We start from the raw sequence: 23,432 nt of genomic DNA, 5'->3' as shown, positions 1-23,432 counted from the left end.
GGCCGATCTTCACGGCGGATATCCGCCAGCGCCGGCGGGCCCGCCGGACCACAGTGGTCGTCGTGACATCGACAACGGACGCCCTGTCCGTACTCAAAGGCATGTACGCGGCGGAAGCCGGTTACTTCGCCGCGGGAGGTCCCGGCAAGGCGACCTTCGCGCCACTCGCCCCGTTCTTCTCCCCCGATGTGGTGCTGCATCAGGCGGACGGCCTGCCGTACGGCGGAATCTGGCGCGGTCACGAGGGGATGGAGCGGTTCTTCCTCGCGATGGGCGCCACCTGGGACGTTTTCGACATGGTGGAGCAGAGCTTCCTGAGCGGGACCAGCCCGCTGGTCGTCCTGACCCACGTGCACGTCCGCGCCAGGACCACCGGCCGCGAGCTGGACTTCCCGATCCTGCAGACGATCACCGTCGAAGACGGGCGCATCACCGAGGTGCGGCCGTTCTACTGGGACACCGCGGCGATCGCGGCGGCCTGCACGAACTACCATTCCGCTGATGACCGCCTACCACGATCTTGACGTGTTCGAGGAAGCCGCTTCCCTGCCGGAGCGTCAGCAGAAGATTCTGCTGACCATCCGCGAATGGGTGGTGGAGCACGGGTACTCGCCGAGCACGCGCGAGATCGGCGAAGCGGTCGGCCTGCGCTCCACGTCCTCGGTGTCGAAGCATCTGGCGGCCTTGGAGGAGAAGGGTTTCCTCCGCCGCAGCAGCTCGATCTCCCGCCCCATCGACGTCCGCGCCTTCCTGCACGGCACCACGTCGCGGGAATCCACAGAGGACTCCGTGCCGGTTCCCGTCGTCGGTGACATCGCCGCGGGAACGCCGATCTCGGCCGTCGAGCACGTCGACGACGTGATGACCCTTCCGCGTGAACTCACCGGCCGGGGCAACGTCTTCGGGCTGCGCGTGCGTGGTGACTCGATGATCGACGCGGCGATCTGCGACGGCGACATCGTCGTGGTGAAGCAGCAGCAGGAGGCGCACTCGGGCCAGATCGTCGCCGCGATGATCGACGAGGAGGCCACGGTCAAGGTGTACCGCCGCCGCGACGGCCACGTGTACCTCGAACCGCGCAACCCCGCCTACGACGTCATCGACGGGGATCGCGCTGCCGTGCTGGGCGTCGTGGTCTCGGTCCTGCGCAGCGTCTGACGATTTTCTGTCGGTGGGCTGGAGTACCTTCCGGCCCATGTACGAAATCGACTTCGTCGAGTTCCCGTCGAGTTCGGCGGCGGGCTCGAGCCAGTTCTTCGCGAAGGCCTTCGGCTGGACGGCGACGCCGTACGGTCCGAAGTACACCGACGTCCAGAACGGGGGCGTGGTCTCGTTCGGTTTCCAGCAGGACACCGCGCAGCAGACGGCCGCGCCACTGGTGACGATCCGCACCGACGACCTCGACCAGGCGAGGGGTTCCGTCGAGGCCGCGGGTGGGATCGTCACGGTGGAGCCGTTCTCGTTCCCCGGTGGGCGCCGGTTCCACTTCCGCGAGCCCGGTGGCTCCGAACTCGCGGTGTGGACCCCGGACTCCTGACATCAGGCGGCGAATCCGAGCACCAGCGAGGCCGCGACAGGCGCCATGTACATCAGCGGGAACGCGACGTGCGAGGGCCAGTGCGCGCGGAGCACGGTGATCACGGCGCCGGCGAAGTAGAGCACCAGGCCGATCCCGGCCGCGACGCCGATCACCGGCACCCACAGGCCGGCGATCAGGCCGAGCGCGCCCGCGGCCTTGGCGACGCCGAGCAGGTTCCACCAGGCGTGCGGAACGCCGTAGTCGGCCAGCGGCTGCACGACCCACTTGGCACGGAAGAAGATCGAGGCGGCCGAGAAGGCGGCCATGAACGCTCCGACGGCGGTGACGATGACGTAAGCGGTGGTCATTTCGGTTTCTCCTTGGGTTCTCGGTGGTTCGCCGGGTTGACCCCGCCCACCGGACCGATGTGACAGCACCGCGCGTGAACCACGTCACAACCTCGTGAAGGCGCACCCGGCACCGTTTTAGAGCAAGTGCTCTGTTACTCTCGCCCGATGGCCCGCCCCCGCGTGCACGATCTGGACCGGCTGCTCGACACAGCCGAGCGCCTAGTCGTCGAGGTCGGCGTCCGGGGCGTCACCGTCCGGTCCCTCGCGGCCGCCGCGGGAGTCCCCAACGGCACGATCTACCACGCTTTCGGCTCACTCGGCGCGCTTCTGGCCCGCGTCTGGCTTCGCGCCGCGAGCGACTTCCTCGACCTCCAGACCGAACGGGCCGCTCAGGCGGAAGACCCGGCATCGGCGGTCGTGGCCGCGGCGGACACGCCGGCCGCGTTCGCCGCCCGGAGGATGGACGCGGCCCGCCTGCTCCTCACCGTGAAGAAGGAACACCTGCTCGGCCCGCAGGTCCCAGAAGACCTCGCCGGCAGCCTTCTGGCGCTCGACAAACGCCTGGTAGTGCTCCTGATCGGGCTCGCCGAGAGGCTTTGGGACAGGCGTGACTCCCAAGCCGTCGAGGTACTCACGACCTGCGTGGTCGATCTGCCGACGGCCCTGTTCCGCCGCGCGTTCACCGCGGGCGAGCCGATCCCCGAAGACTCCCGGGTCCGGCTCGCCGCCGCGGTCCACGCCATACTCCTGCTCCCACCCCCACGAAAGGACTGACAATGCCGACTCTGCGTCACGACGCGCCGGTGTTCCTGCTGGACCTCGGAGACGACGAGAACCGCTTCTCCCCGGCCTGGCTGGAAACCGTGCATTCCCAGCTGGACACCGTCGTCGCCTATCCGGATCCGGCGGTACTGGTCACGGTCGGCTCCGGGAAGTTCTACTCGAACGGCCTCGACCTCGACTGGATCACCAACAACGCCGCCCAGGCCGCGCAGTACGTCGCCGACGTCCACGAACTGCTCGCCCGCGTGCTCACCCTCGGCGTGCACACGGTCGCCGCGATCAACGGGCACGCCTTCGGCGCCGGGGCGATGTTCGCGATGGCGCACGACTTCCGGGTGATGCGCGCCGACCGCGGGTACTTCTGCTTCCCCGAAGCCGACATCAACATCCCGTTCACCCCCGGGATGGCCGGGCTCATCCAGGGCAAGCTCACCCCCTCGGCCGCCATCGCGTCGATGACCACCGGACGGCGCTTCGGCGGCACGGACGCGCGGGACCTGGGGCTCGTGGACGCCGTCGCAGAGAAGTCCTCGCTGCTGGAGTACGCGGCCGACCTCGTCCGACCGCTCGCCGGAAAGGACCGCGGCACGCTGTCCGCGATCAAGACGACGATGTTCACCCCGGCCCTCACCGCGCTTCGCGCCAAGTAAGGACACGAGCGACGACATCGCACTCACCCCTCAGCATGACAGCGGCGGCCGAACCGGCCCCGGGCTGCCACGATGGCCGCCATGCGAAAGATCAATCCGGTGGTCAAGGCCGTCGCCACCGTGCTGGCCGTGGCGATCGCCGCCGGACTCGGTCTGTGGCTGCACGCCGCGGACCGGACCGCGGGCGACACCGGCCACTGGGTCGGCTCGCACGACCCGGACCGGATCGAGGTCAACGCCTCCGTACTCAAGGTGGACGCCGCCGCGCGGGAGGCCGTGCTGCGCGTGCTGGTCGTCCCGCTCGGCCGGTTCGGTGAGGACGACGGCGTCGCGCCCACCGGCGAGCTGCGGCTGCTGAACTCCTCCAGCCTCCGCGGCGACCACGTCTTCCCCGCGCACCAGCGGATCTCCAGCCTCGATCTCCCGATCGCGCTGACCGGCGGAGCCGTCACCGACTATCCCTTCGACGGCTACGAGGCGCGGATCGAGTTCGCGGCGGCCCACAACGGGGAACCCGCGCCCGTGCTGTTCACACTGGACAAAGTGGACAGTCTGTTCTCCTTCTCCGTCAAGGACTATCGCGCCTCCGACGACCAAGGCGGCCTCGACGTCCGGTTCAGCCGGTCCACCAGCGTGCTGGTCTTCGCCCTCTTCATGATGATCACCATGTGGGGTCTGGCCATCGCGGTGTTCTTCGGCGCGCGGCATCTGATCGCGCGACGGCGCGGCCTGGTCTGGCCGTCGTTCGGGTTCATGGCCGCGACGCTGTTCGCGCTCGCCGGATTCCGCAATCTCGCCCCGGGTTCGCCACCGATCGGCTCTTTGCTGGACTACACGGCCTTCCTGTGGGCCGAGGTCGTCATCGCGTTGTGCGTCGTGGTCGCGGTGGTGACCGGCGCGATCACCGAACACGGCAAACCGGACGCGGGATGAGCATGATGGGGGCATGCGCAAGAAGGTGTTGACCGCGCTGGCGGTGGCCGTCACCCTCGTCGGGGTGGTCTTCGGTGGCGCTTTCGCCTTCCAGCGCAAGCTGATCTACCTCCCCGAGGGAGGTCCGCCGACCGGTGCCGCAGACGTCCTGCCCGGTGGCAGGGACGTCACGCTCACCACCTCGGACGGGCTGAGCCTCGCGAGCTGGTACTTCCCGGTCGCCGGAGCGAAGACGGCCGTGCTCGTCGCACCGGGCAACGCCGGGAACAGGTCGTTCCGCGCGCCACTGGCCCGCGCGCTGACCGCACGCGGGCTCTCGGTGCTGCTCCTGGAGTACCGCGGCTACGGGGGCAACCCCGGTGACCCCTCCGAAGCGGGGCTCGCGCTGGACGCCCGCGCCGCACGGGACTTCCTGATACGAGAGGCCGGAGTGCCGCTGATGTACTTCGGCGAAAGCCTCGGCTCGGCCGTCGTCACCGAACTGGCCGCCGAGCATCCGCCGTCGGCACTCGTGTTGCGCTCGCCGTTCGTCGACCTCGCGTCGGTCGGACAGCGGCACTACCCGTTCCTGCCGGTCCGGTGGCTGCTGCGGGACGAGTTCCCGACGCGGGACAACGTCGCGCGCGTGAAAGCCCCGGTCACCGTCGTCTACGGCTCCTCGGACTCCGTCGTCCCTGCCGAGCAGAGTCGCGAAGTGGCTCGGGCGGCCGGTGCCAGGACGATCGAGGTCCCCGGCGCCGACCACAACGACCCGGCGTTCTCAGCCGGGCCGGAGCTGGTCGGCGCCATCGTGGGCTCAGCTGCCCCGTCGTAGTGACAGGGAGTGGCCGGGGTTGAGCTTGCGGCCGAGCCTGTCGGCCTTCGGCCAACGGACGTCCGTCGCCCAGCCCACCTTCTCGAACAGCCAGATCAGCCGCGCGGAGATGTCGAGCTGACCGCGGCGGACGCCGTGCCGGGCGCCGGTCGGGTCGGCGTGGTGGGAGTTGTGCCAGGACTCGCCCATCGAAGCGATGGCGAGCGGCCAGAAGTTGGCGGATTTGTCACGGGCGGCGAACGGCCGGTCACCGATCATGTGACAGAGCGAGTTCACCGACCAGGTGACGTGATGCAGCAAGGCGACGCGGACCAGGCTCGCCCAGAAGAACGCGGTCAGCGCGCCCCACCAGGACATCGTGATCAGACCGCCGAGCACGGCGGGCGCGAGCAGCGTCACGACGGTGAGCAGCGGGAACAGCTTGTCGATCCGGGCGATGTCACGGTCGGCGAGCAGGTCCGGGGCGAACCGCTGCGCGTTGGTCTTCTCGCGATCGAACAGCCAGCCCATGTGGGCGTGCCAGAAGCCGCGGGCCAGCGCGGCCGGGCCGGTGCCGAACAGCCACGGGGAGTGCGGGTCACCTTCACGGTCGGCGAAGGCGTGGTGGCGCCGGTGATCGGCCACCCAGCCGATGACGGGGCCCTGCATCGCCATGCTGCCGGTGACCGCGAGGGCGATCCGCAGGCCGCGATTGGCTTTGAAGGCACCGTGGGTGAAGTAGCGGTGGAAGCCGATGGTCACGCCGAGGCCGGTCAGGAAGTAGAACCCGGCGGCCAGGCCGAGGTCCACCCAGCCGAGGCCCCAGCCCCACGCGAAGGGGACGGATGCGGCCAATGCCAGCAGGGGCACCACCGCGAACAACTTGACGAGAAGGTTCTCGGTGTTGGACTGCTCCCCGGACAACAGGGGCTGCGGTATCTGCCGCTCTTCGCTGTCCGGGGGTCTTAGGACTGAGGTCATGTCGCCGTTTCTTGTCGATGGCCTGATGAAGACGCGGCGCACGAAAGGCAATGCCCGCGACGAATTCTGCGCGAGCGTGCTTGGACAACACGACACCCAAAACGTTGGACCGCTTCGTCAACGAAGGGCGTCGGCCGAAGGTTCCGGTGTGGGGTAAGAGGGTTCGCGAAAAAGATCCATGTATCGGTCACCCTGCGGGGTCGCAGGGTCGCAACGCTCGTCCTGAGGGTCGAGCGGGTGGCTGAACAGCGCACTGTCCGTGCTGTGAGTTTTGACGGTGAAACCTTTCGAATGGGACCGCTCGTTCGCGGTCTGTGGCGAGGCCGGGGGCGAATTCCGCCCGTCTCGCACTGAGGTCGGCGTCACGCTGAGAGGGCGCCGCCACCTCCGAGGATACACGCCCTGGGGCCGAAACCCCAGGGCGTCCACCCCGATCAGCCGAAGGCCGGTGCCGGAGCCGTCACGTTGAGCGCGGCGACGACGGTTCGCTCCTCGTAGGCGAAATGTGCTTCGAGCTTGGCCGCGAGCGCGTCGAAGTCGTCACGCAACCGGACCGGATCACTCTCGCCGTGGACGTAACCCTCGACGAGATCACGGATCCGCTTCTGTAGCGCCGCGACGACGACGTGGTCCTCCCCGAGCTTCGTCAACGCGGGCGCGAGCGCGGGAAACCGTTGCGCCAACATGGGAAACGCCCCCAGGTCTTCCCCGGTGTGATGCTTCGTCAGCGCTTCGCAGAACGAAACACAGTGCGCCCGCAGGGATTTCTCCATGGTGAGCGAATCCGCGCGGCCCGCGACGATGTCGTCGACCCCGGCCCGCAACGTCTTGAGCTCCTCCCGGAGCCAGTCATGGACTTCCACCACGAAGTCCCCCATCCCCCGCACCCTGTCGTCGATCCGATGCAGGATCACCACGGGCAGCTCCCGTGTCGTTTTCGCTTGGTATTCGGCGAATCCCGGATCCTCGGCGACGACCTTCGCGAACAACGCGTCGCGTTCCGCCGTCGGTGGAACGGCCGCGATCGCCTCGTAGCTCTCGGTCCCCGTCTCGATCGTGACCCGATGGTCGTGCCGAAGGTTGTGGTACCACCCCGGATGCCTCGGCGCCCCCATGTTCGAAGCGACGACGACGGTCTTGCCGTCGATTTCGAGGTACCCCAACGGATTCGTCCGCCGTTTACCGCTCTTGGCGCCGGTGGTGGTGAGCAGGATCAGCTCCCACCCCTCGAACATGCCGCCGAGCTTTCCCTTGTTACGCCTGAATTCCTCGATCACCTGGTCGTTGCAGCCGGTCAATGCGGTCCTTTCCCGTCGATGTGTTGACAGGAGGGCGCGGAATCACCACCGGAAGAAGGCACGACGACAGCAACCCACTGGTACACAGGGGTTTTCGAGCACACCGCATGGAGGCGTCATCCCACGAAGCGGGGATGAGTGAATGCGAGAGACGGTGTGTGCCGACCTCTGATGGCTGAGTAGCCGCTACCTCCATGCGTAGGCCCATACGGGGCTCGGAGACGAGGCTAGCACAAGGTCGACTTGTCCCGCACCCACCTTCTTCCTAAGCGTCCCTAAAGGCGCTTCGTCACGCATTCTTACTCCCTATCGAGTGAAGCCGTGTCACATAAACATGCTATAGCACAGGTGTTCGACTGCGAGTATTATTGATGCTGTGGCCAGCGACGATGCATCCCAGACGACACCCGTCGAGTGGTGGCGTGTCGATACCGCTGTGTTGCATGCGCGTAAGCAGGAGCTCGAAGTTCTCAAACGTCAATTGGATGCTGAGCAGAACGCGATTCTGGCGGAAATCAATATCCGCGGTGTTCGTGGGTGCAGTGGTCATGGGACGTTGTCGGCGATGATTTTCGAGGACTTCCACGTTACGAACAAGGAAGCCGATGCTCGTGCTGATCGCGTCCTCGCCTTGCACGCCGGTGTGGCGGTGGGCGGTGATCGGGTGCCGCCACTGGCCCCGTTGACCGCTGACGCCGCCTGTGAGGGTGCGATCGGTGGCTCGCAGATCGACGCGATCATCCGCACACTCGCCCGTATCCCGTCTTTCGTCCCGGAAGAGGACGTGCGGGGTGGGGAGAAGATCCTTGTGGATCTGGCCCGGCACGCCGGGCCTCGCACGATCGCCCAAGCCGGACGAAGACTCCTGGACAAGCTCGATCCCGACGGGAAAGAACCCCGCGACGAGAACCCCAAAGACACCCGACCGGAGTTACGGTTCGTCAAGCACCGCAACGGCACCCTCGGCCTGAAGGGCACGCTCGATCTGGAGACCTACGCACGGTTGAAGTCCGACTTGGACCCGATGGCCAAACCCCACAAGGCCATCGACGGAGTCCGCGACTCCCGCACCCAGGACGAACGCTACGGCGACGCCTTCACCGACTACGTCCGGTTGAAGACCACGAGTCGGAATCTTCCCGGCCAGGCGGGCGAGGCCACCCACATTCTCGTCACCATGTCGTATGAAGACTTGATCAGCGACTTGGGTGAAGCACACCTGGACCTGGTCGGGCCGATCAGCGCCACCGACGCCCGCATCCTCGCCTGCGACGCCCGCGTCCGGCCCGGGGTTCTCGGTACCGCAGGCGAACCCCTCGACATCGGCCGCTCCAAACGAACGGTGTCATTGGCGCAGAAGTACGCGTTGACTATCCGCGATGGCGGGTGCGCCTTCCCAGGCTGCGACATGCCGGTGCCTCGCTGTACGGCTCACCATATTGTTTTCTGGCGACACCACGGCGAAACCAAGATCGACAACCTCGTCCTGCTGTGCACCAAGCATCATCGGTTGATCCACCACAGCCAATGGAAAGTCCGGATCGCCCAAGACGGGCTCCCGGAATTCACCGCACCTGCCTACCTCGACCCCACCGGTCAACCCAGACGCAACACCATGCACCTCAGGACATAGACCGAACCCACGGAGACTTCCGAAACCGATTAGCCCCTGCGCCAGGCAAAGGGGGCAATGACCGGCGTCCTCGTCACGCCGAAGCCGGAAGCCGGCGGATCAAGTGGTTTCCCGGATCACCGCGCGTATCACGTGCCGCGCGTTACCCGCCATCGCCGGGTTGGTCTTCCGATAGTGCGGCAGTGCGATCAGCGCCTGGGAGAGCGTCCGCCCACGGCCGCGGCACCAGGTCGCGTCGTCCACACCCAGCGCGGCTCTGAAGGCTTCTCTCGCGTCGGCAGGCAGGAGATTCCACGCCGGAAACAAGTCACAAGCCGGATCGCCCACCCCCATGCAACCGAAGTCGATCACCGCGGAAAGCCGGTCGCCGTCCATCAGCAGGTTGCCGGGCCTCAGATCGGCGAGCACCTCGGGAATGGCCGTGGGCAGCCGAGACGCGATGCGGGGCAACCACTTCTGTTCCAGCTTCACGTCCTCGGCGCCGCCCTCCACCAGCGGCAACCTCACGACCAGGTCGCCGCCCAGCCGGAACACGGCATTGACCGTGCCGGACGGCCATCGTTCGACCGGCGCCCCATCCCACTGAGGGAACTGTGCGGCGATCAACGTCCGTACGAGATTCTCGTCGATGGTTTTCCTCACGACCGGCATCATCCGATCACGCCAACCCCAAGATCTCCGGCCGCGCCGCGTACTTCCGCCAGTGCCGTCCGGGATCCGAGACCAGGCGCCGCAGTTCGAGATCCAGCAGCCCGGAAAGACTCTCCACCTCGGCCACCACGGCGCCGTCCGGGGCCACGAGCTCCTGGACGACCCGCGACACCTTGCCCGGCTCCCAGGAGAACCGGGTCAGGACGTCGATCCGCGCGCGGGCCCGCAGCTCGCGGCGGAACCGGATCGTCGTTTCGAGGTTGACCGGGCCGAGGTTCCCGGCCTGGAGCGCCAACGGATCCACTCCGGCGGCCCATACGCATTCCCAGCGCGCGTGATCGGCATACGCGAGGTACGCAGGCCCTCGGACGTGGCCGTTGAGGTCGAGATCGTCGGTGCGGATGTCGATGGTGACGCGGAAGGGTTCGAGCACTCCCCGATCCTCATCTCGGCAGGCCGCCTCAGTCTGGAACATTCCGGCCAACCCAAGACCGCACAAGTGCGCCAGGCGAGGCGCCCGACAGCCGACGGCACTCCCGGCCGAGATGGGACTGATCCGCGTACCCCACATCGGCGGCGACGTCGGCGAGCGACGCATGCTCTCGCGCCACGCCCTCGATTCGCTTGAGGAACCGATGGAACCGCAGAACCCGCTGCAGTTCCTTGGGACCGACGCCGACTTCATGTCGCACGTGCCGCCGCAGCCCGCGCTCGCTGACGCCCAGCGCCGCCGCCACCCTGTCGGTGCGAGCGCCGGGCGCACGCAGCGCGCGGGCGGCCTCGATCGACAGCCCGTCCGGCTCGACATCCCGGAGCCTTTCGGCGACCAGTGACTCCAGCACCGAGCGCGCCTCGGCGGGCGTCGCGCATTCGGCCAGCCTGGATTCCGCGCGGCGGGCCCTCGCGGCCCACAGTTCGCGCAAGGGGGTGGCGCTCGTCGTCAGGTCCGTCATCGGCAGGCCCAGTACCGCGCCGCCGACGCCGCACCGCAGGCGGAGCCCGACGGTCCAGTCCACCGCGGGCAGGTCGTGCCGCAGCACCCCGCGGACCGAGGTGACCGCGGCGAGCGCGCGACCGTCCCAGACGAGGTCCACACAGCCGTCCGGGAACACCCGCAGCGGACGGCTGCGGCCCACCCGGCCCGTCCAGGCACTCTCGACCACGGCCGCCACCGCCGCGGCCGGCGTGGTTTCGCGGTAGACCGAACGGCCCGATCGCCGACGCAGCGGAACACCCACGTCCGGCAGTATGCCCCCGCCCGCCGACAAGATGCGCTCCACTTGATCTTGATGAAGACTGCCAGCGTGCTGCGGCCGGTGCTCGACCCGTCCCCCGCCGAGTGGATTTCCCCCAGGCTCGGTGGGGCCTTCGGCGCGGTCTGCCGCACGGTCCCGCACGGGTACGCCGCCTACGCCCGGATCTGCCACCCCGCCGAACGCGATCGCGGCGGCTGGGCGAGCTGGCGCGAAGCGGCGGCCGAAACGGGGCGGCGCGCCCATGGCGCCATGCAGTGGCACGCGCTCGTCGGCTCCCCGGATCCGGTGAACCTCACCGGCTCGCTTTGGCGGGGCTCCCCGCCGGGACGCGGCACTCTGCCGTCGCACAGCCTCACCGCGCTGCTGGCCGTCCTCGGCGACCACACCTCCACTTCGGAGACCTGGTTCTGCCTCTGGGAGGGCTATGGCTGGGCCGACGAGGCGACGTTGTCCTGCGCGCACCTCGACGCCCCGCGCCTGCGGCATCCCGGCCGCGACTACCTCGTGTTCGGCGGGCCACTGACCTCGGCGACGGAACTCGGCTGGCGGCCGCGGCCGAACTGGTTCGAGGCGCAGTCGCCCAACCTGTTCTGGCCGGACGACCGCGCGTGGTGCGTGGCCACCGAGATCGACTTCGATTCGACCCTCGTCGCGGGCGAGGAGAATTTGATCGACGCGCTTCTCAAGGCGCCCGGCCTGGAGGCCTGGCGGATCGAACCCGACACCTCACTCGCCGCGGACGCCGACCGGATCAACCACCTTTGAGCCCCCTACGCGTGCTATGAAAGGCCCGTTACTTGCAAAATTTGCAAGTAACGGGCCTTTCATAGCACGCGCGTCAGCGGGGTCAGCGCTCGTCGATCGCATCCACCTTCGACGGGTAGAACGCGACGTGGTCCTTGATCTCGGCGACAGCGTCGTGCGGCGCCTCGTAGGTCCAGACGGCGTTCTCGGCGACGCCGTCGCCGGTGCGGATGCTGTAGTAGGACGCGTCGCCCTTGAACGGGCAGTACGTCGAATGGTCCGTCCGTTCCAGCACGTCGAAGTCGACGTCGGCACGCGGGATGTACTGCGCCGGCGGGTAGTTCGCCTCCTGCAGCGTGAGCGCGTTCGCGCTGTCCGCCACGACCTTGCCGCCGACCGTGACGACCACGCGTCCCTTGTTCGGCGCCACCGTGATCGGGTGGGACGCGCTGGGCTTCAGCACCTTCTTGTCAGGCATGGATCAGCTCCCTCGGGGGTTTCCGATACCGGGCACAGCAACGCCACGGCCGCGGATATTCCCCTCAGGGCAGGTAGTACATCGGGTTCGGCAGCTTGACCGGGAACTCCGCGTAGCCGCCTTCGAGGTCGCTGAACTGGTCACCGAAGTTGGCGAGGATGGTCGCACCGGTCGAGGCGATGTGCTTCCGCGTGCCCGCTTTGTACTGGACGGTGGTGCAGGTGAGCCCGCACGGCAGGTACGCGGGCACCGTGGTCTTCGGCTTGAAGAACGCGCCCGCCGGGGCCGGGTAACCCTCGTTCGCGAGGTTCTTGAGCGACTGCGGGCCCTGGAACTCGTTGCGGCCGGTCAGGAAGTAGACCTTGACGCCGTGCTGCGCCGCCCAGTTCGCCAGTTCCAGCACCGGCTCGTTCGCGACGAACGTGCCCTTGTCGATCGCTTCCTGCTGCTTCACCGGGTCGAAGCCGAAGTCGTTGTCGGCCTCCCAGCCGTAGGTGACCTCGGCGGTGTCGTCCACATCGAACACGACGGCGGGGTTCTTCACGCCGCGGTCCAGCCGCCGCGTGAGGTAGCGCTTGGCGTCCGAGACCTGGCGTTCGGTGTCGGAGACGAACCTGCTGTTCTCCGAGTAGCCGTGTTTGCCGTCGGGGCCGACGACATCGCCGTAGTAGGCCTTGACGTCCAGTTTGACCTGGCCGATGTTGGCGGGCTCGTGGCCTCGCCGCCAGTCGGCGTCGTCCTGGTTCGCGACGGCGGTGGCACCGCCCGCGAGGACGGCTCCGGCGGCCGCGGCGGCGGCCAGTTTCAGCAGACCGGTGAACCGGCTCATGGAAATGCTCCTCACGTCAGCTGTGCGCGGCACAGGAACGCTACTCCAGAACGGCCGATTCTGGTCAGTACCAAAGTAGCTTCTTCACCACCGCGCGGTTTCAGCTTGCGCCGCAAGGCATCCGGGTCCACGTCGAGACCGCGGACGAGGATCTCGAGTCGCCCGATATCGTGTTTTTTCAGCAGTACACGAAGATTCTTCTCACTGTACGGTCCGTGCTCGAACACCCGGAACGCCCGGATTCCCGGCGGCGGGACGTCTCCGGTCAGGTACGCAATGCGCTCGTCGAGCTGCCAAAGACCGTGCCGCGCGGCGTAATGCCGCACCAGCCCGGCCCGGACGACCGCACCGTCGGGATCGATGATCCATTCACCCGGTTCCCGCACGGGGATCTCGTCGGGATCGGCGTCGGTGACCGTCCACTGTGTACCGTCCGAACGCAACACTGTCGCGCGCCGGGACACGGTGGAGCCCACTCCGCGCCACAGGCACGCCTCGCGGACCTGACCGTCCAAAGAGACCAGTTCGACCTCGTCCGCCCACGGCGCGATGGAGAAATCGAGTCCCGGCGCGCATTTGACCGACAGCTCGCGGCCCGCGTACGCCTCGACCAGGCCGTCGAGCGGCGGCAGGAAGTCCGCGGGTTTCCACGCCCGCCGTCCGGCCGAGTCGCGCCTGGCGGGATCGGCGACGACGACCGAGGAGCGGCTGACCGGCCGCAACGCGTCCGCCCGCATCAGCACCGGCGCGACACCGGCCTCGAGCGAGTTGTGCCGCGCCATCACCAGCCGGACCTCGTCCAGATCCGAGCCCAGCGAACGGGCGGCGACGCGGGCGATCTCGATCAGGTCCGCGCCGACGGAACACGTCACGTCGTGGACGTCCCGGCCCGCCAGCCGTGAGGCCCGGTGCCGGGCGACCGCGGTGGCACTGGCCTGTTGGAGGGCGTCACCGGTGAACAGCCACGAACCCGCGGAGTCCAGTTTGGACGACGACTTCCGCCGCAGCACCACCGTTTCCAGCACCGCGGCCGCGTGCTCCGGGGCGATCCGGCGCACGGCGGCGACGTCGGCGATGCGGGTCTTGTCGGTCAGCGGCAGGGATGAGCATTCGGCGAGCGCCACGCTTCCCGCGCCGGAGCGCAGGAAGGCGACGTCGTCGAGAGTGAACGCGTAAGGCACCTAAGAACGCTTGGTACCGGTGATCATCACGTTGTAGAACAGCTCGCGCGGCAGCACCTTGGCGAGCAGCTTCTTGTCCAAAGCGGACAGCCGCAGCCACAGCCGGTACGCGAACAGACGCCAGCGCAAAGTCAGTTTCTCCTGCGGCACGGCGGCTTCGAAGGTCCGGATCGGCCAGCCCGCGAGCGCGGCGGCGAACTCCTCGGTCACCGCGCGGACGTCCTGTGCCCCGGCGCCGCGAGCCATCGACTCGAGGTCGGACGGGTCGAACGTGTGGATGTCGACCACGGCCTCCAGCGCGGCCGCGCGGGAGGACTCGTCGAGTTCCTCCTGCGGGCGGCGCCAGCCGTTGAGCACCGGGAGCTTGGTCAGGTTGGTGGTGAGGTACCACGTGAACTGGCCGAGCTTGCGCGCGTAGAGGTCGCCGACCTTCGTCGGCTCGCCCGCGAAGACGAACCGGCCGCCGGGCTTCAGCACCCGCAGCACCTCGGCGAACGCCGCGCGGACGTCCGGGATGTGGTGCAGCACCGCGTGCCCGACGACGAGGTCGAAACTGTTGTCCTCGTAGGGGATGCGCTCCGCGTCGGCGACCCGGCCGTCGACGTCGAGGCCGAGGTTCTCGGCGTTGCGCAGCGCGACCTGGACCATGCCCGGCGAGAGGTCGGTGACCGACCCCTTCTTGATCACGCCGCCCTGCATCAGGTTCAGCAGGAAGAAACCGGTGCCGCTGCCCAGTTCCATCGCGGTCGGATACGGCTGGCCGTCGTCGTCACCGGCGACGGCGTTGAACACGTCGGTCGCGTAGGAGATGCAGCGCTCGTCGTAGGAAATGGACCACTTCTCGTCGTAGGTCCCGGCTTCCCAGTCGTGGTAGAGCACGTTGGCGAGCTTGGGGTCGGCGAAGGCGGCCTTGACCTCTTCGGCGGTGGCGTGCGGGTTCGGCGCCGGGTCGTTCACCTGGGTCATCGTGCTTACTTCCCCTCGAAGGTGGCCTTGCCAGGGCCGTTCTCGATGAACGACTTCATGCCGTTGCGCTGGTCCTCGGTCGCCCACAGCGCGGCGAAGAGGTGGGATTCGAGCTTGAGGCCGCTCGCGAGGTCGGTGTCGAGACCGCCGTCGATCGCGGCCTTCGCGGCGCGCAGCGCCACGGCCGGGCCGTTCGCGAACTGGGCGGCCCACTTGTGCGCGGCGGCGTAGACGTCATCCGGCGCGACGACCTCGTCGAGGATTCCCAGCGCCAGCGCCTCTTCGGCCTTCACGAACCGGCCGGTGAACACGAGGTCCTTGGTCTTGCTCGGGCCGATGAGTCGCGCGAGGCGCTGCGTGCCACCGGCACCGGGGATGACGCCGAGCTGGATCTCCGGCTGGCCGACCTTGACGTTGTCGCCGGCGATCCGGCGGTCCGCGGTCAGCGCGAGTTCGAGTCCGCCGCCCAGCGCGTAGCCGGTGATGGCCGCGACGACCGGCTTCGGGATGTTCGCGATGGTGGCCAGCGACGCCGTCAGCGCCGCGCCGAACTTCGCGATCTCGGGGTAGGTGCGCTCGGCCATCTCCTTGATGTCCGCGCCGCCCGCGAAGGTCTTCTCGCCGCCGTACAGGATCACGGCGCGCACGTCGTCGCGCTCGGAGGCCTCGCGGGCCGCCTCGGCGAGCTCGGCCTGCACCTGGTTGTTCAGCGCGTTGACCGGCGGGCGGTCCAGCCGGATCGTGCCGACCCCACCTTCGACCTCCAGGCTTACGAACTCTCCCACGCCGTCCTCCTTAACCGTCCAAGACAGATTGCAGGCTACCGGTCAGTACGACCTGTCAGCGGCGACGGGCGAAGAAGCGATCACCGGAGCGTTCGAGCAGGAGGTCCTGGTCGAACGTCTTGGACAGGTTGTCACTGGTCACGACGTCGTCGACGAGGCCGGAAGCGACCGCGCGGCCGTCGCGCAGCAGCAGCGCGTGGGTGAATCCCGGCGGGATTTCTTCCACGTGGTGGGTGACGAGCACCATGGCCGGGGCCTCCGGGTCGAGGGCCAGCTCCGAAAGGCGTGCGACGAGGTCCTCGCGGCCGCCGAGGTCGAGTCCGGCGGCGGGCTCGTCGAGCAGCAGCATCTCCGGGTCGGTCATCAGCGACCGCGCGATCAGGGTCCGCTTGCGCTCGCCTTCGGAAAGCGTGCCGAAGGTGCGCTCGGCCAGGTGCGGGATGCCCAGCGCGGCCAGCAGTTCGCGGGCGCGGTCGGTGTCGAGGCTGTCGTATTCCTCACGCCAGCGGCCGACGACGGCGTACCCGGCGCTCACCACGACGTCGATGACGCGCTCCTCGCCCGGCACCCGCTGGGCGATCGCGGCCGAGGTGAACCCGATCCGCGGGCGCAACTCGAAGATGTTGACCTTGCCGATGCGGTCGCCGAGCAGGTCGACCGTTCCCGAGGTCGGGTGGAGTTCGGCCGCGGCCAGCCGGAGCAGGGTGGTCTTGCCCGCGCCGTTCGGGCCGAGCACCACCCAGCGCTCGTCCAGTTCCACGCTCCAGTCGAGGTCGGCGAGGAGGTCGTTGCCTGTTCGGCGGACCCCGACACCGGTCATCCTCACCACGAGGTCGTCAAGTTCGCTGGGCTGGATCGGCTCGCTCACGAGCCCATTGTGTCCGCACACGCGCGCGCGTGTGCACCGGGCCGCCGGTCGGGAGAAAGCGGCTGGTCCAGGGAGTGGGACGGAGCTCTCCGGAGTAACCGCCGGAGCGCGGGCTGTGGCAGCATCGAAGACGTGATCAGGTCCGCGGCCGCCGCCTTCCCCGTCATCGGGGGCTCTTTCTGGCGCCGTCGCACCATCGACCTGCTCCTCGTCGCCTCGTCCGGGTGTACCACCGCGCGACACGGCTGAGTCCCGCTCTCTTTACCGGCACCCGTGTCGCGCCGCGTTCGGCCTTGTTTCCGAGCCCGCGATCCCTCACGAGGAGCCCCGAGTTGACCACGTCCGTCTCGCCCCGCCAGGACTTCGAGATCCACCCGCAGCTGATCGACCCGCTGCTCCCGGAGCTGCTGCACCCCGAGCGCCTGCTCTGGACGCCGCGGGAGCTGGCAGACCTGACCTCCACCGTCACCACCGAACTGACCGCGGGCCTGCGCGGCCTGCTGCGCTTCGACGAGGACCACCGCTGGTGGGCGCGGCTCGCGCTGACCGACGGCGTCGAGCTGTGGCTGCTGTCCTGGCTGCCCGGCCAGCAGACCAAACCGCACGACCACGGCGGCGCGTCCGGCTCGTTCACCGTGCTGCAGGGCGAACTCGGCGAGGAGTACCGCTACCCCGGCGGCCCGGTCCGGCGCCGCACGCACGTCGCGGGCGAGGGCATCGGCTTCGGCGCGGGGCGCGCGCACCAGGTGACCGGCATCGGCACCGAGCCCGCCGCCAGCGTCCACGCCTACTCGCCGCCGCTGGTCGCGACCCGCGAATACCGCACGCTCGCCGACGTTCCCGCCGAGATCCCCTCGCTGGCCCCGATACTGGGCCGATGAGCGCGATCGACGATTTGCTGGCCGCCGCCCGGTCCGGACTGGACCGGGCGGAGCCCGGGCAGGCACAACGGCTGCAGCGTGACGGTGCCCTGATCGTGGACATCCGCCCGCACGTCAACCGGCTCGAAGAGGGTGAGATCCCCGGTTCGGTGGTCGTCGAGCGGATCCACCTCGAGTGGCGGCTCGCGCCGGACAGCGAATGGCGGCTGCCGGAGGTGAAACCGGACTCGACGGTGATCGTCGTGTGCAACGAGGGGTATTCGTCGAGCCTGGCCGCCGCGGACCTGCGGCGGCTCGGCCTGCCGGGCGCGACCGACCTCGAAGGCGGGTTCCGCGCCTGGCGTTCGGCAGGCCTTCCGATCCGGGAGGGCGGTACCCCCGCCGTCCCGTGAGGTCTACCGCCGGACGGCCAGCCGGGCGATCGAGTCCGGCGAAAGCGGAAGGGCCGCGTGGATCCCCGCCCCGCGCACCGGCCGGGGGTTGACCAGGACACCCGTCGCCACGTCACGCCCGGCGGCCGCGAGCACGACCTCGCGGCCGGTCCGGTGACGGACCCGCGCCCAGCCCGCGCCGGTGACCGCGCGGTACTCGGCCAGCAGGCGCTCGTCGGTGAAGACGCAGAGCCAGTCGCCGTGCGCGCCGAGCCGGGCGGGGAGCGGCGCGCCCGCCTCGTCCGCCGGGCCCCACACCGTGCCGTCGAGGAACATCCGCATGACCGAGGGGACGGGTTCGCGCAGCCCGCCGGCGGGTTCCTCCCGCTCCGGACGGACGTTGCCGTCGATCCACCGCGAGGCGAGCCTGAAGTCTTCGCCGGTGAGGTCTTCCTGGAAGCCGTCCAGGCTGTTCTTGACGCTCCCCAGGAAGTCGTAGAACCGCCGGGTGCAGGTCCGCTCGGAAACCGCCACCCGGCCGCGGCCGACCATGGTCCTGATCCGGCCGACCATGCCCGCCCCGCCGTTCACCGGATCGACGCCGAGGTTGTAGGCGGTCCAGACGATCTCGGGCATGAGCGGATCGGCGAATCGCTCGAGAACGCGATTCAGCCGTAAAAGGACGATCTCGCGCACCCGGCCGGGTTCGGCGTCCTCCGCGATCCCCCAGATGGCACGCAATTCCGGCCCCAGGGCACGACGCAGCCCGTCCTGTTGGATCCCGGCTCGGGCGTGGATATGGTGCAGCCGGTCCTTGGCCCTGCGCGACGCTTTCGTTTCCTTCGCCGAAGCCACCATTCCTCCGTATTTCAGGATCGGCCCGGCAAAGTGTATTTCACCTGCTTGTCCATCATTGTTCGGAGGAAATCGAAGATCAGGGATTTCCTTTGTTCGGCACCGGCTTGACAAACGCCGGTGGCGAGGATTTACGCGTGCACCACCCTGGCGAGTTCCGCCGGGGTGGCCAGCAGGCGGTGTTTCGGCAGCACTCGGACGGTGTAACCGATCGAGCCCGGATGCGGCAGCTTCAGCCGCGCCGCGAACGCGCCGATCCCGTCACCGGACATCGGGACGGTGACGGGATCGCTCAGCTCGTCCCCGTCACCCACCTTGCCGACGACGGCCTGGACGTCCACTTCGGACGGTTCGAGGCCGGCGAGGTCGATCCGCGCCCGGATGGTCACCTCGGTCCCGGTGACCATCGGCGCGGCGTCCTCGACGAGCAGTTCGGTGTCGAAGATCCGCACCCGGGGCCAGGAAACTTCCAGTTTGGTCCGGTAGTCGGCCAGCGAAAGCGCGCCGCGGTACCCGTCACCCGTCGCCTCCGCGACCATCCGAGAGGCGGGCAGGTAGCCCGATTCGACGTACTCCCGCACCATGCGCGCGGCCTGCACGCGCGGCCCGAGGGTCTCCAGCGTGTGCCACACCATCGAAAGCCAGCCGCCGGGCACTCCCTCGGCGTCGCGGTCGTAGAACAGCGGCGCGATCTGGTGGCCCAGCAGGTCGTAGAGCGCCGCGGCCTCGAGCTCGTCACGGCGCAGCGGGTCGGTGACGCCGTCCGCGGTCGGGATCGCCCAGCCGTTGCTGCCGTCGTAGCACTCGTCCCACCAGCCGTCGCGGATGGAGAGGTTGAGGCCGCCGTTGAGCGCGGACTTCATCCCCGAGGTCCCGCACGCCTCCAGTTGCCGCACCGGCGTGTTCAGCCAGACGTCGCAGCCGCGGTAGAGGTAGCGCGCCATGGACATGTCGTAGTCCGGCAGGAAGACGATCCGGCGCCGGACCTCGGGATCGTCGACGAACCGGACGATCTGCTGGATCAGCTGCTTGCCGCCCTCGTCCGCCGGATGCGACTTGCCCGCGACGACGAGCTGGATCGGGCGCCGTTCGTCCAGCAGCAGCGCGCGCAGGCGTTCCGGGTCGCGCAGCATCAGCGTGAGCCGCTTGTAGGTCGGCACGCGGCGCGCGAAGCCGACGGTCAGCACGTCCGGGTCGAAGACCGTGTCGGTCCAGCCGAGTTCGAGCGCGGACGCGCCGCGCTGCATCCACGCGGCCCGCACCCGCCGCCGCACCTCGGCGACCAGCTTCTCCCGCAGTTCCCGCCGCAGCCCCCACAGCTGCTCGTCGCTGACGCCGTCCCGCAGCGGCCTGCCCTGGGTGCCGTCGAGGCCCAGTTCCTCGTGGTTGCGCCCGAGCAGCGCGCTCAGTTCGCGTGCCACCCAGGTGGGCCCGTGGACGCCGTTGGTGACCGAGGAGACGGGCACCTCGTCGAAGTCGAATCCGGGCCACAGCCGGGAGAACATCCGCCGCGACACCCGGCCGTGCAGCGCCGAGACGCCGTTCGCGCGCTGCGCGAGCCGCAGTCCCATGTGCGCCATGTTGAACAGGCCGGGGTTGTCCTCCGCGCCGAGCGCGAGCACCCGGCGCGGGTCGACGTCCGGGACCAGCCTGCCGTCGGTGAAGTACCGCTGGACGAGGTCGACGGGGAACCGGTCGATCCCGGCGCTGACCGGCGTGTGCGTGGTGAACACGGTCCCGGCGCGGACGGCGGGCAACGCCTCGTCGAACGCCAGCCCGTCGGCCTGGATGATCTCGCGGGCGCGTTCCAGCCCGAGGAAACCGGCGTGGCCTTCGTTCGTGTGGAACACCTTCGGCTGCGGATGGCCGGTCAGCTCGCAGTAGCGCCGCACCGCGCGGAAGCCGCCGATCCCGGACAGGATCTCCTGCCGGATGCGGTGGTCGGCGTCGCCGCCGTAGAGCCTGTCGGTGACGGCGCGCAGGTCCTCGTCGTTGGCCTCGGTGTCGGTGTCCAGCAGCAGCAACGGGATCCGGCCGACGCGGGCCTTCCAGATCTGCGCGTGCAGCGTCCGCCCGGCGGGCATCGCGACCTTCACCAGCACCGGCTCGCCGCCGTCGGTCAGCAGTTCCAGTGGGAAGGCGTTGGGGTCGATGACCGGGTAGTGCTCGACCTGCCAGCCGTCGAGCGACAGCGCCTGCCGGAAGTACCCGGCGCGGTAGAGCAGCCCGACGCCGACCATCGGCACGCCGAGGTCCGACGCCGCTTTGAGGTGGTCCCCGGCGAGCACGCCCAGGCCGCCGGAGTAGTTCGGCAGTGCCTCGGTGACGCCGAACTCCATCGAGAAGTACGCGACGGCGGGCGGGAGATCGGTGTCGTCCTGCTTCTGGTACCAGCGAGGCTCGGCGAGGTAGCGCTCCAGATCGGCGACGGCCTCGCGCGCGCGGGCGAGGAAGTCGTCGTCGACGGCCAGCTCGTCGAGCCGGGCCGGGGGCAGGGCGGTGAGCATCCGCAGCGGGTCGCGGACGCGGTTGAACAGCTCCGCGTCCATCGACGCGAACAGGTCTCGGGTCGGCGGATGCCAGGTCCAGCGCAGATTCGTAGCGAGGTCACCGAGGCCGGAGAGCGACTCCGGCAGGCTCGCGCGGACGGTGAACCGGCGGACTGCTCTCATGAGGAGCGACCATATCGGGACCGCCCCCGCCCCGCTCAAGACCCACTTCGGGGATTACCTGCACGCGGGCCATAAGCGCTGGGTAGGGTCCCTGCTTGCCGGTTTACGCGGCCCGGTCGGGGCCCTGACGACAAGCGAGTGAAGATGATCCAAGGGGGAGTGCGGGGCAGGCGTCGCCCGGCTCTGATCGCGATCGCGCTGGTGCTGGCCCTCGGGCTGAGCGCCTGCAACGACAAGGGCGGCCCGACGGCGGGCAAGGAAGGCAGCCAGCCCGGTGCCGGCGACGTCGCCGGACTGCCGATCACGCATTTCGAAAGCGGGTTGAAGCCGGACGCCCCCAAGCCGGACCTGCAGGTCCGCAACGAGGACGGCTCCGAGGACGACCAGCTCGCCATCGCCGCGATCGCCGACGCGCAGACCTACTGGACCGAGGTCATGCCGCGCGACTTCGGCCAGCAGTACGAGCCGCTGAAGTCGCTGCTGTCCTACAGCGCGCGGACCGACGACGAAGACACCAAATGCGGCAGCGTCAAGGGCCTCATCAACGCCTTCTACTGCCCGCCGGACGACTCGGTGGCGTGGGACCGCGGTGTGCTGCTGCCGATGCTGCGCGAGCGGTTCGGGAAGATGGCGAGCGCCGTCGTGCTCGCGCACGAACTCGGGCACGCCGTGCAGTACCGGCTCGGCGAGAAGGCCAGCATCAAGAAGAACACCCCGTCGATCGTCAAGGAGCAGCAGGCCGACTGCTTCGCGGGCGGCTACTTCCGCTGGGTCGCCGAGGACAAGAGCAAGTTCTACCGCGTCTCCACCTCCGAAGGTCTCAACCAGGTCATGGCGTCGCTGTTCCTGATCCGTGACCAGGCGGGCACCAGCGCGACCAAACAGGGCGCGCACGGCACGGCGTTCGACCGCACGTACGCGTTCCAGGTCGGGTTCGAGAAGGGCCCGAAGGAATGCGCCGCGATGAACGAGGAGAACATCAAGGCGCGGATCACCGAGCGCCCGTTCGACAAGGGTGACAAGGGCAAGGGCGACGCGAAGCTCGACGCCGAGATCATCGGGATCCTGAAGAAGAGCCTCGACGACGCCTTCAAGGGCGCCGGCGTCCCGGGCCCGGAGATCACCGAAGACGGCAACGGCAGCTGCTCCGGCGGCCCCAGCACCCCGCCCGCGTCGTACTGCCCGTCGAACAACACCGTCAGCATCGACATGGCCAAGCTGCGCGAACTCGCCCAGCCGGTCGACCAGCAGGCGGAATGGGAAAGCGGGCACAGCGAGGGCAAGGGCGACTTCGCCGCGTTCTCGGAAATCGCGTCCCGCTACGCGATGGGCATCCAGAAGGGTGTCGGCGCGTCGATCGACAACGCGAACGCGGGACTGCGCACCGCGTGCCTGGTCGGCGCGTGGGCGAAGGCCAGCTCGGTGCCCGGCGCGACGCTGCGGCTTTCGGCGGGTGACCTCGACGAGGCCATCTCGGACCTGCTGAGCCCGGAGAGCCTGGTCTCGGCCGACGTCAACGGCAAGCGCGTGGAGAACGGTTTCGAGCGGATCGAGGCGCTGCGGAAGGGCTACCTGGAGAGCTCGTCGGTGTGCTCGACGCAGTACGGCTGAGCGGTCCGGTCACGGCTCCCTGAAGTGCTATGAAAGGCCCGTTACTTGCAAATTTTGCAAGTAACGGGCCTTTCATAGCGTCCGGGGGTCACGAAGGTCGCACGCACCCGGCCACACGTCCCGAGCGAGCCCCACGACCCCTCGCGCGCACCGAGCACCGAGCACCGAGCACCGAGCACCGAGCACCGAGCACCGAGTGTCATGAAAGGGGCTTTCAGGACGAAAAGTGTCTTGAAAGCCCCTTTCATGACACTTGGCGGACCGGGCGCAAGGGGGTCGTGGGGGGGGGATGTGTGGGGAGGGCCACACGCCGCCCTCACCACAACCGGAACCCCCCCCCGACC

The 23,432-nt window shown here is 68.8% G+C and carries 26 protein-coding genes; 12 read left to right on the top strand and 14 right to left on the bottom strand.

From position 1 onward, the window contains the following. Positions 1-62: 62 nt before the first annotated feature. The 3 genes from ACZ5IK_RS19650 to ACZ5IK_RS19640 are packed head-to-tail and all read left to right on the top strand — an operon-like array spanning position 63 to position 1,537. Positions 63-524 (top strand): nuclear transport factor 2 family protein, encoded by a 462-nt coding sequence (locus ACZ5IK_RS19650; protein ID WP_465488947.1) that lies wholly within the window; start codon positions 63-65, stop codon positions 522-524. Then, positions 502-1,158, top strand: coding sequence for a transcriptional repressor LexA (gene lexA / locus ACZ5IK_RS19645; RefSeq protein WP_039919936.1), 657 nt, complete (start codon positions 502-504; stop codon positions 1,156-1,158). The genes ACZ5IK_RS19650 and lexA overlap by 23 nt, the downstream gene beginning before the upstream one ends. Before the next feature lie 37 nt (positions 1,159-1,195). Then, entirely contained in the window at positions 1,196-1,537 is a 342-nt protein-coding gene (locus ACZ5IK_RS19640; RefSeq protein ID WP_465488946.1) for a VOC family protein, read from the top strand. Between the two features lie 2 nt (positions 1,538-1,539). Here the strand turns inward: ACZ5IK_RS19640 and ACZ5IK_RS19635 are convergent, their stop codons facing one another. Continuing rightward, positions 1,540-1,887 carry a DoxX family protein gene (locus ACZ5IK_RS19635; RefSeq protein ID WP_465488945.1) on the bottom strand — a complete coding sequence of 116 codons (348 nt, stop codon included), beginning with the start codon at positions 1,885-1,887 and terminating at the stop codon, positions 1,540-1,542. A gap of 147 nt (positions 1,888-2,034) precedes the next feature. On the opposite strand from ACZ5IK_RS19635, the gene ACZ5IK_RS19630 reads away from it, so the two are divergent. From ACZ5IK_RS19630 to ACZ5IK_RS19615, 4 genes are all read left to right on the top strand, one after another. Further along, on the top strand, positions 2,035-2,643 hold the full coding sequence (locus ACZ5IK_RS19630) for a TetR/AcrR family transcriptional regulator (RefSeq protein WP_465488944.1): 609 nt from the start codon (positions 2,035-2,037) through the stop codon (positions 2,641-2,643). Positions 2,644-2,645: 2 nt separating this feature from the next. After that, on the top strand, positions 2,646-3,302 hold the full coding sequence (locus tag ACZ5IK_RS19625; RefSeq protein ID WP_101610034.1) for an enoyl-CoA hydratase/isomerase family protein: 657 nt from the start codon (positions 2,646-2,648) through the stop codon (positions 3,300-3,302). A gap of 81 nt (positions 3,303-3,383) precedes the next feature. Then, a complete protein-coding gene (locus ACZ5IK_RS19620; protein ID WP_465488943.1) occupies positions 3,384-4,235 on the top strand; it encodes a DUF4436 family protein in 852 nt (283 codons plus the stop codon). A gap of 13 nt (positions 4,236-4,248) precedes the next feature. Further along, a complete protein-coding gene (locus tag ACZ5IK_RS19615) occupies positions 4,249-5,049 on the top strand; it encodes an alpha/beta hydrolase (protein WP_465488942.1) in 801 nt (266 codons plus the stop codon). On the opposite strand, the gene ACZ5IK_RS19610 is transcribed toward ACZ5IK_RS19615, so the two are convergent. Both ACZ5IK_RS19610 and ACZ5IK_RS19605 read right to left on the bottom strand, forming a co-directional pair. Further along, positions 5,032-6,009 carry an acyl-CoA desaturase gene (locus ACZ5IK_RS19610; RefSeq protein ID WP_465488941.1) on the bottom strand — a complete coding sequence of 326 codons (978 nt, stop codon included), beginning with the start codon at positions 6,007-6,009 and terminating at the stop codon, positions 5,032-5,034. The two genes, ACZ5IK_RS19615 and ACZ5IK_RS19610, sit on opposite strands and share 18 nt — an antisense overlap. Before the next feature lie 434 nt (positions 6,010-6,443). Further along, positions 6,444-7,307, bottom strand: a complete 864-nt coding sequence (locus ACZ5IK_RS19605; protein WP_465488940.1) for a nitroreductase/quinone reductase family protein — start codon at positions 7,305-7,307, stop codon at positions 6,444-6,446. Positions 7,308-7,683: 376 nt separating this feature from the next. Here ACZ5IK_RS19605 and ACZ5IK_RS19600 point away from each other — a divergent pair, with 376 nt between their 5' ends. Beyond that, positions 7,684-8,940 (top strand): HNH endonuclease signature motif containing protein, encoded by a 1,257-nt coding sequence (locus ACZ5IK_RS19600; protein ID WP_465488939.1) that lies wholly within the window; start codon positions 7,684-7,686, stop codon positions 8,938-8,940. 99 nt (positions 8,941-9,039) lie between these two features. On the opposite strand, the gene ACZ5IK_RS19595 is transcribed toward ACZ5IK_RS19600, so the two are convergent. The 3 genes from ACZ5IK_RS19595 to ACZ5IK_RS19585 are packed head-to-tail and all read right to left on the bottom strand — an operon-like array spanning position 9,040 to position 10,829. Next, positions 9,040-9,591 carry a phosphotransferase gene (locus tag ACZ5IK_RS19595; protein ID WP_465488989.1) on the bottom strand — a complete coding sequence of 184 codons (552 nt, stop codon included), beginning with the start codon at positions 9,589-9,591 and terminating at the stop codon, positions 9,040-9,042. 7 nt (positions 9,592-9,598) lie between these two features. Further along, positions 9,599-10,024 (bottom strand): acyl-CoA thioesterase, encoded by a 426-nt coding sequence (locus ACZ5IK_RS19590; protein WP_465488938.1) that lies wholly within the window; start codon positions 10,022-10,024, stop codon positions 9,599-9,601. A 28-nt stretch (positions 10,025-10,052) separates the two neighbouring features. Beyond that, complete coding sequence (locus ACZ5IK_RS19585; RefSeq protein ID WP_465488937.1) at positions 10,053-10,829, bottom strand: helix-turn-helix domain-containing protein; 777 nt, start codon at positions 10,827-10,829, stop codon at positions 10,053-10,055. Between the two features lie 51 nt (positions 10,830-10,880). Here ACZ5IK_RS19585 and ACZ5IK_RS19580 point away from each other — a divergent pair, with 51 nt between their 5' ends. Beyond that, positions 10,881-11,612 (top strand): hypothetical protein, encoded by a 732-nt coding sequence (locus tag ACZ5IK_RS19580; protein ID WP_465488936.1) that lies wholly within the window; start codon positions 10,881-10,883, stop codon positions 11,610-11,612. A gap of 82 nt (positions 11,613-11,694) precedes the next feature. Here the strand turns inward: ACZ5IK_RS19580 and ACZ5IK_RS19575 are convergent, their stop codons facing one another. The 6 genes from ACZ5IK_RS19575 to ACZ5IK_RS19550 all read right to left on the bottom strand — a co-directional run bounded on the left by ACZ5IK_RS19575 (position 11,695) and on the right by ACZ5IK_RS19550 (position 16,698). Continuing rightward, positions 11,695-12,069, bottom strand: a complete 375-nt coding sequence (locus ACZ5IK_RS19575; protein ID WP_410603116.1) for a DUF427 domain-containing protein — start codon at positions 12,067-12,069, stop codon at positions 11,695-11,697. A 64-nt stretch (positions 12,070-12,133) separates the two neighbouring features. Continuing rightward, positions 12,134-12,898 (bottom strand): HAD family acid phosphatase, encoded by a 765-nt coding sequence (locus tag ACZ5IK_RS19570; protein WP_465488935.1) that lies wholly within the window; start codon positions 12,896-12,898, stop codon positions 12,134-12,136. Between the two features lie 11 nt (positions 12,899-12,909). Further along, a complete protein-coding gene (locus tag ACZ5IK_RS19565; RefSeq protein ID WP_465488934.1) occupies positions 12,910-14,079 on the bottom strand; it encodes a class I SAM-dependent methyltransferase in 1,170 nt (389 codons plus the stop codon). Further along, on the bottom strand, positions 14,080-15,045 hold the full coding sequence (locus ACZ5IK_RS19560) for a methyltransferase domain-containing protein (RefSeq protein ID WP_465488933.1): 966 nt from the start codon (positions 15,043-15,045) through the stop codon (positions 14,080-14,082). A gap of 5 nt (positions 15,046-15,050) precedes the next feature. Then, entirely contained in the window at positions 15,051-15,830 is a 780-nt protein-coding gene (locus tag ACZ5IK_RS19555) for an enoyl-CoA hydratase/isomerase family protein (protein WP_020630952.1), read from the bottom strand. A gap of 55 nt (positions 15,831-15,885) precedes the next feature. Beyond that, a complete protein-coding gene (locus ACZ5IK_RS19550) occupies positions 15,886-16,698 on the bottom strand; it encodes an ABC transporter ATP-binding protein (RefSeq protein ID WP_465488932.1) in 813 nt (270 codons plus the stop codon). Positions 16,699-17,030: 332 nt separating this feature from the next. On the opposite strand from ACZ5IK_RS19550, the gene ACZ5IK_RS19545 reads away from it, so the two are divergent. Next, positions 17,031-17,579 (top strand): cysteine dioxygenase, encoded by a 549-nt coding sequence (locus ACZ5IK_RS19545; protein ID WP_465488931.1) that lies wholly within the window; start codon positions 17,031-17,033, stop codon positions 17,577-17,579. Next, the gene (locus ACZ5IK_RS19540) at positions 17,576-17,971 is read left to right on the top strand and encodes a rhodanese-like domain-containing protein (protein WP_465488930.1); all 396 of its coding nucleotides are present in this window, start codon (positions 17,576-17,578) and stop codon (positions 17,969-17,971) included. The genes ACZ5IK_RS19545 and ACZ5IK_RS19540 overlap by 4 nt, the downstream gene beginning before the upstream one ends. A gap of 3 nt (positions 17,972-17,974) precedes the next feature. Here the strand turns inward: ACZ5IK_RS19540 and ACZ5IK_RS19535 are convergent, their stop codons facing one another. Both ACZ5IK_RS19535 and glgP read right to left on the bottom strand, forming a co-directional pair. Continuing rightward, positions 17,975-18,808, bottom strand: coding sequence for a hypothetical protein (locus tag ACZ5IK_RS19535; protein ID WP_465488929.1), 834 nt, complete (start codon positions 18,806-18,808; stop codon positions 17,975-17,977). 128 nt (positions 18,809-18,936) lie between these two features. After that, a complete protein-coding gene (gene glgP / locus ACZ5IK_RS19530) occupies positions 18,937-21,477 on the bottom strand; it encodes an alpha-glucan family phosphorylase (protein WP_465488928.1) in 2,541 nt (846 codons plus the stop codon). A 144-nt stretch (positions 21,478-21,621) separates the two neighbouring features. On the opposite strand from glgP, the gene ACZ5IK_RS19525 reads away from it, so the two are divergent. Next, entirely contained in the window at positions 21,622-23,088 is a 1,467-nt protein-coding gene (locus ACZ5IK_RS19525; RefSeq protein WP_465488927.1) for a neutral zinc metallopeptidase, read from the top strand. Positions 23,089-23,432 lie beyond the last annotated feature (344 nt).

This window comes from Amycolatopsis sp. NPDC031561 (genome assembly GCF_055580625.1).
The sequence above is the reverse complement of the archived record's forward strand: the minus strand, read 5'-3'. Positions and strand labels throughout refer to the sequence as shown.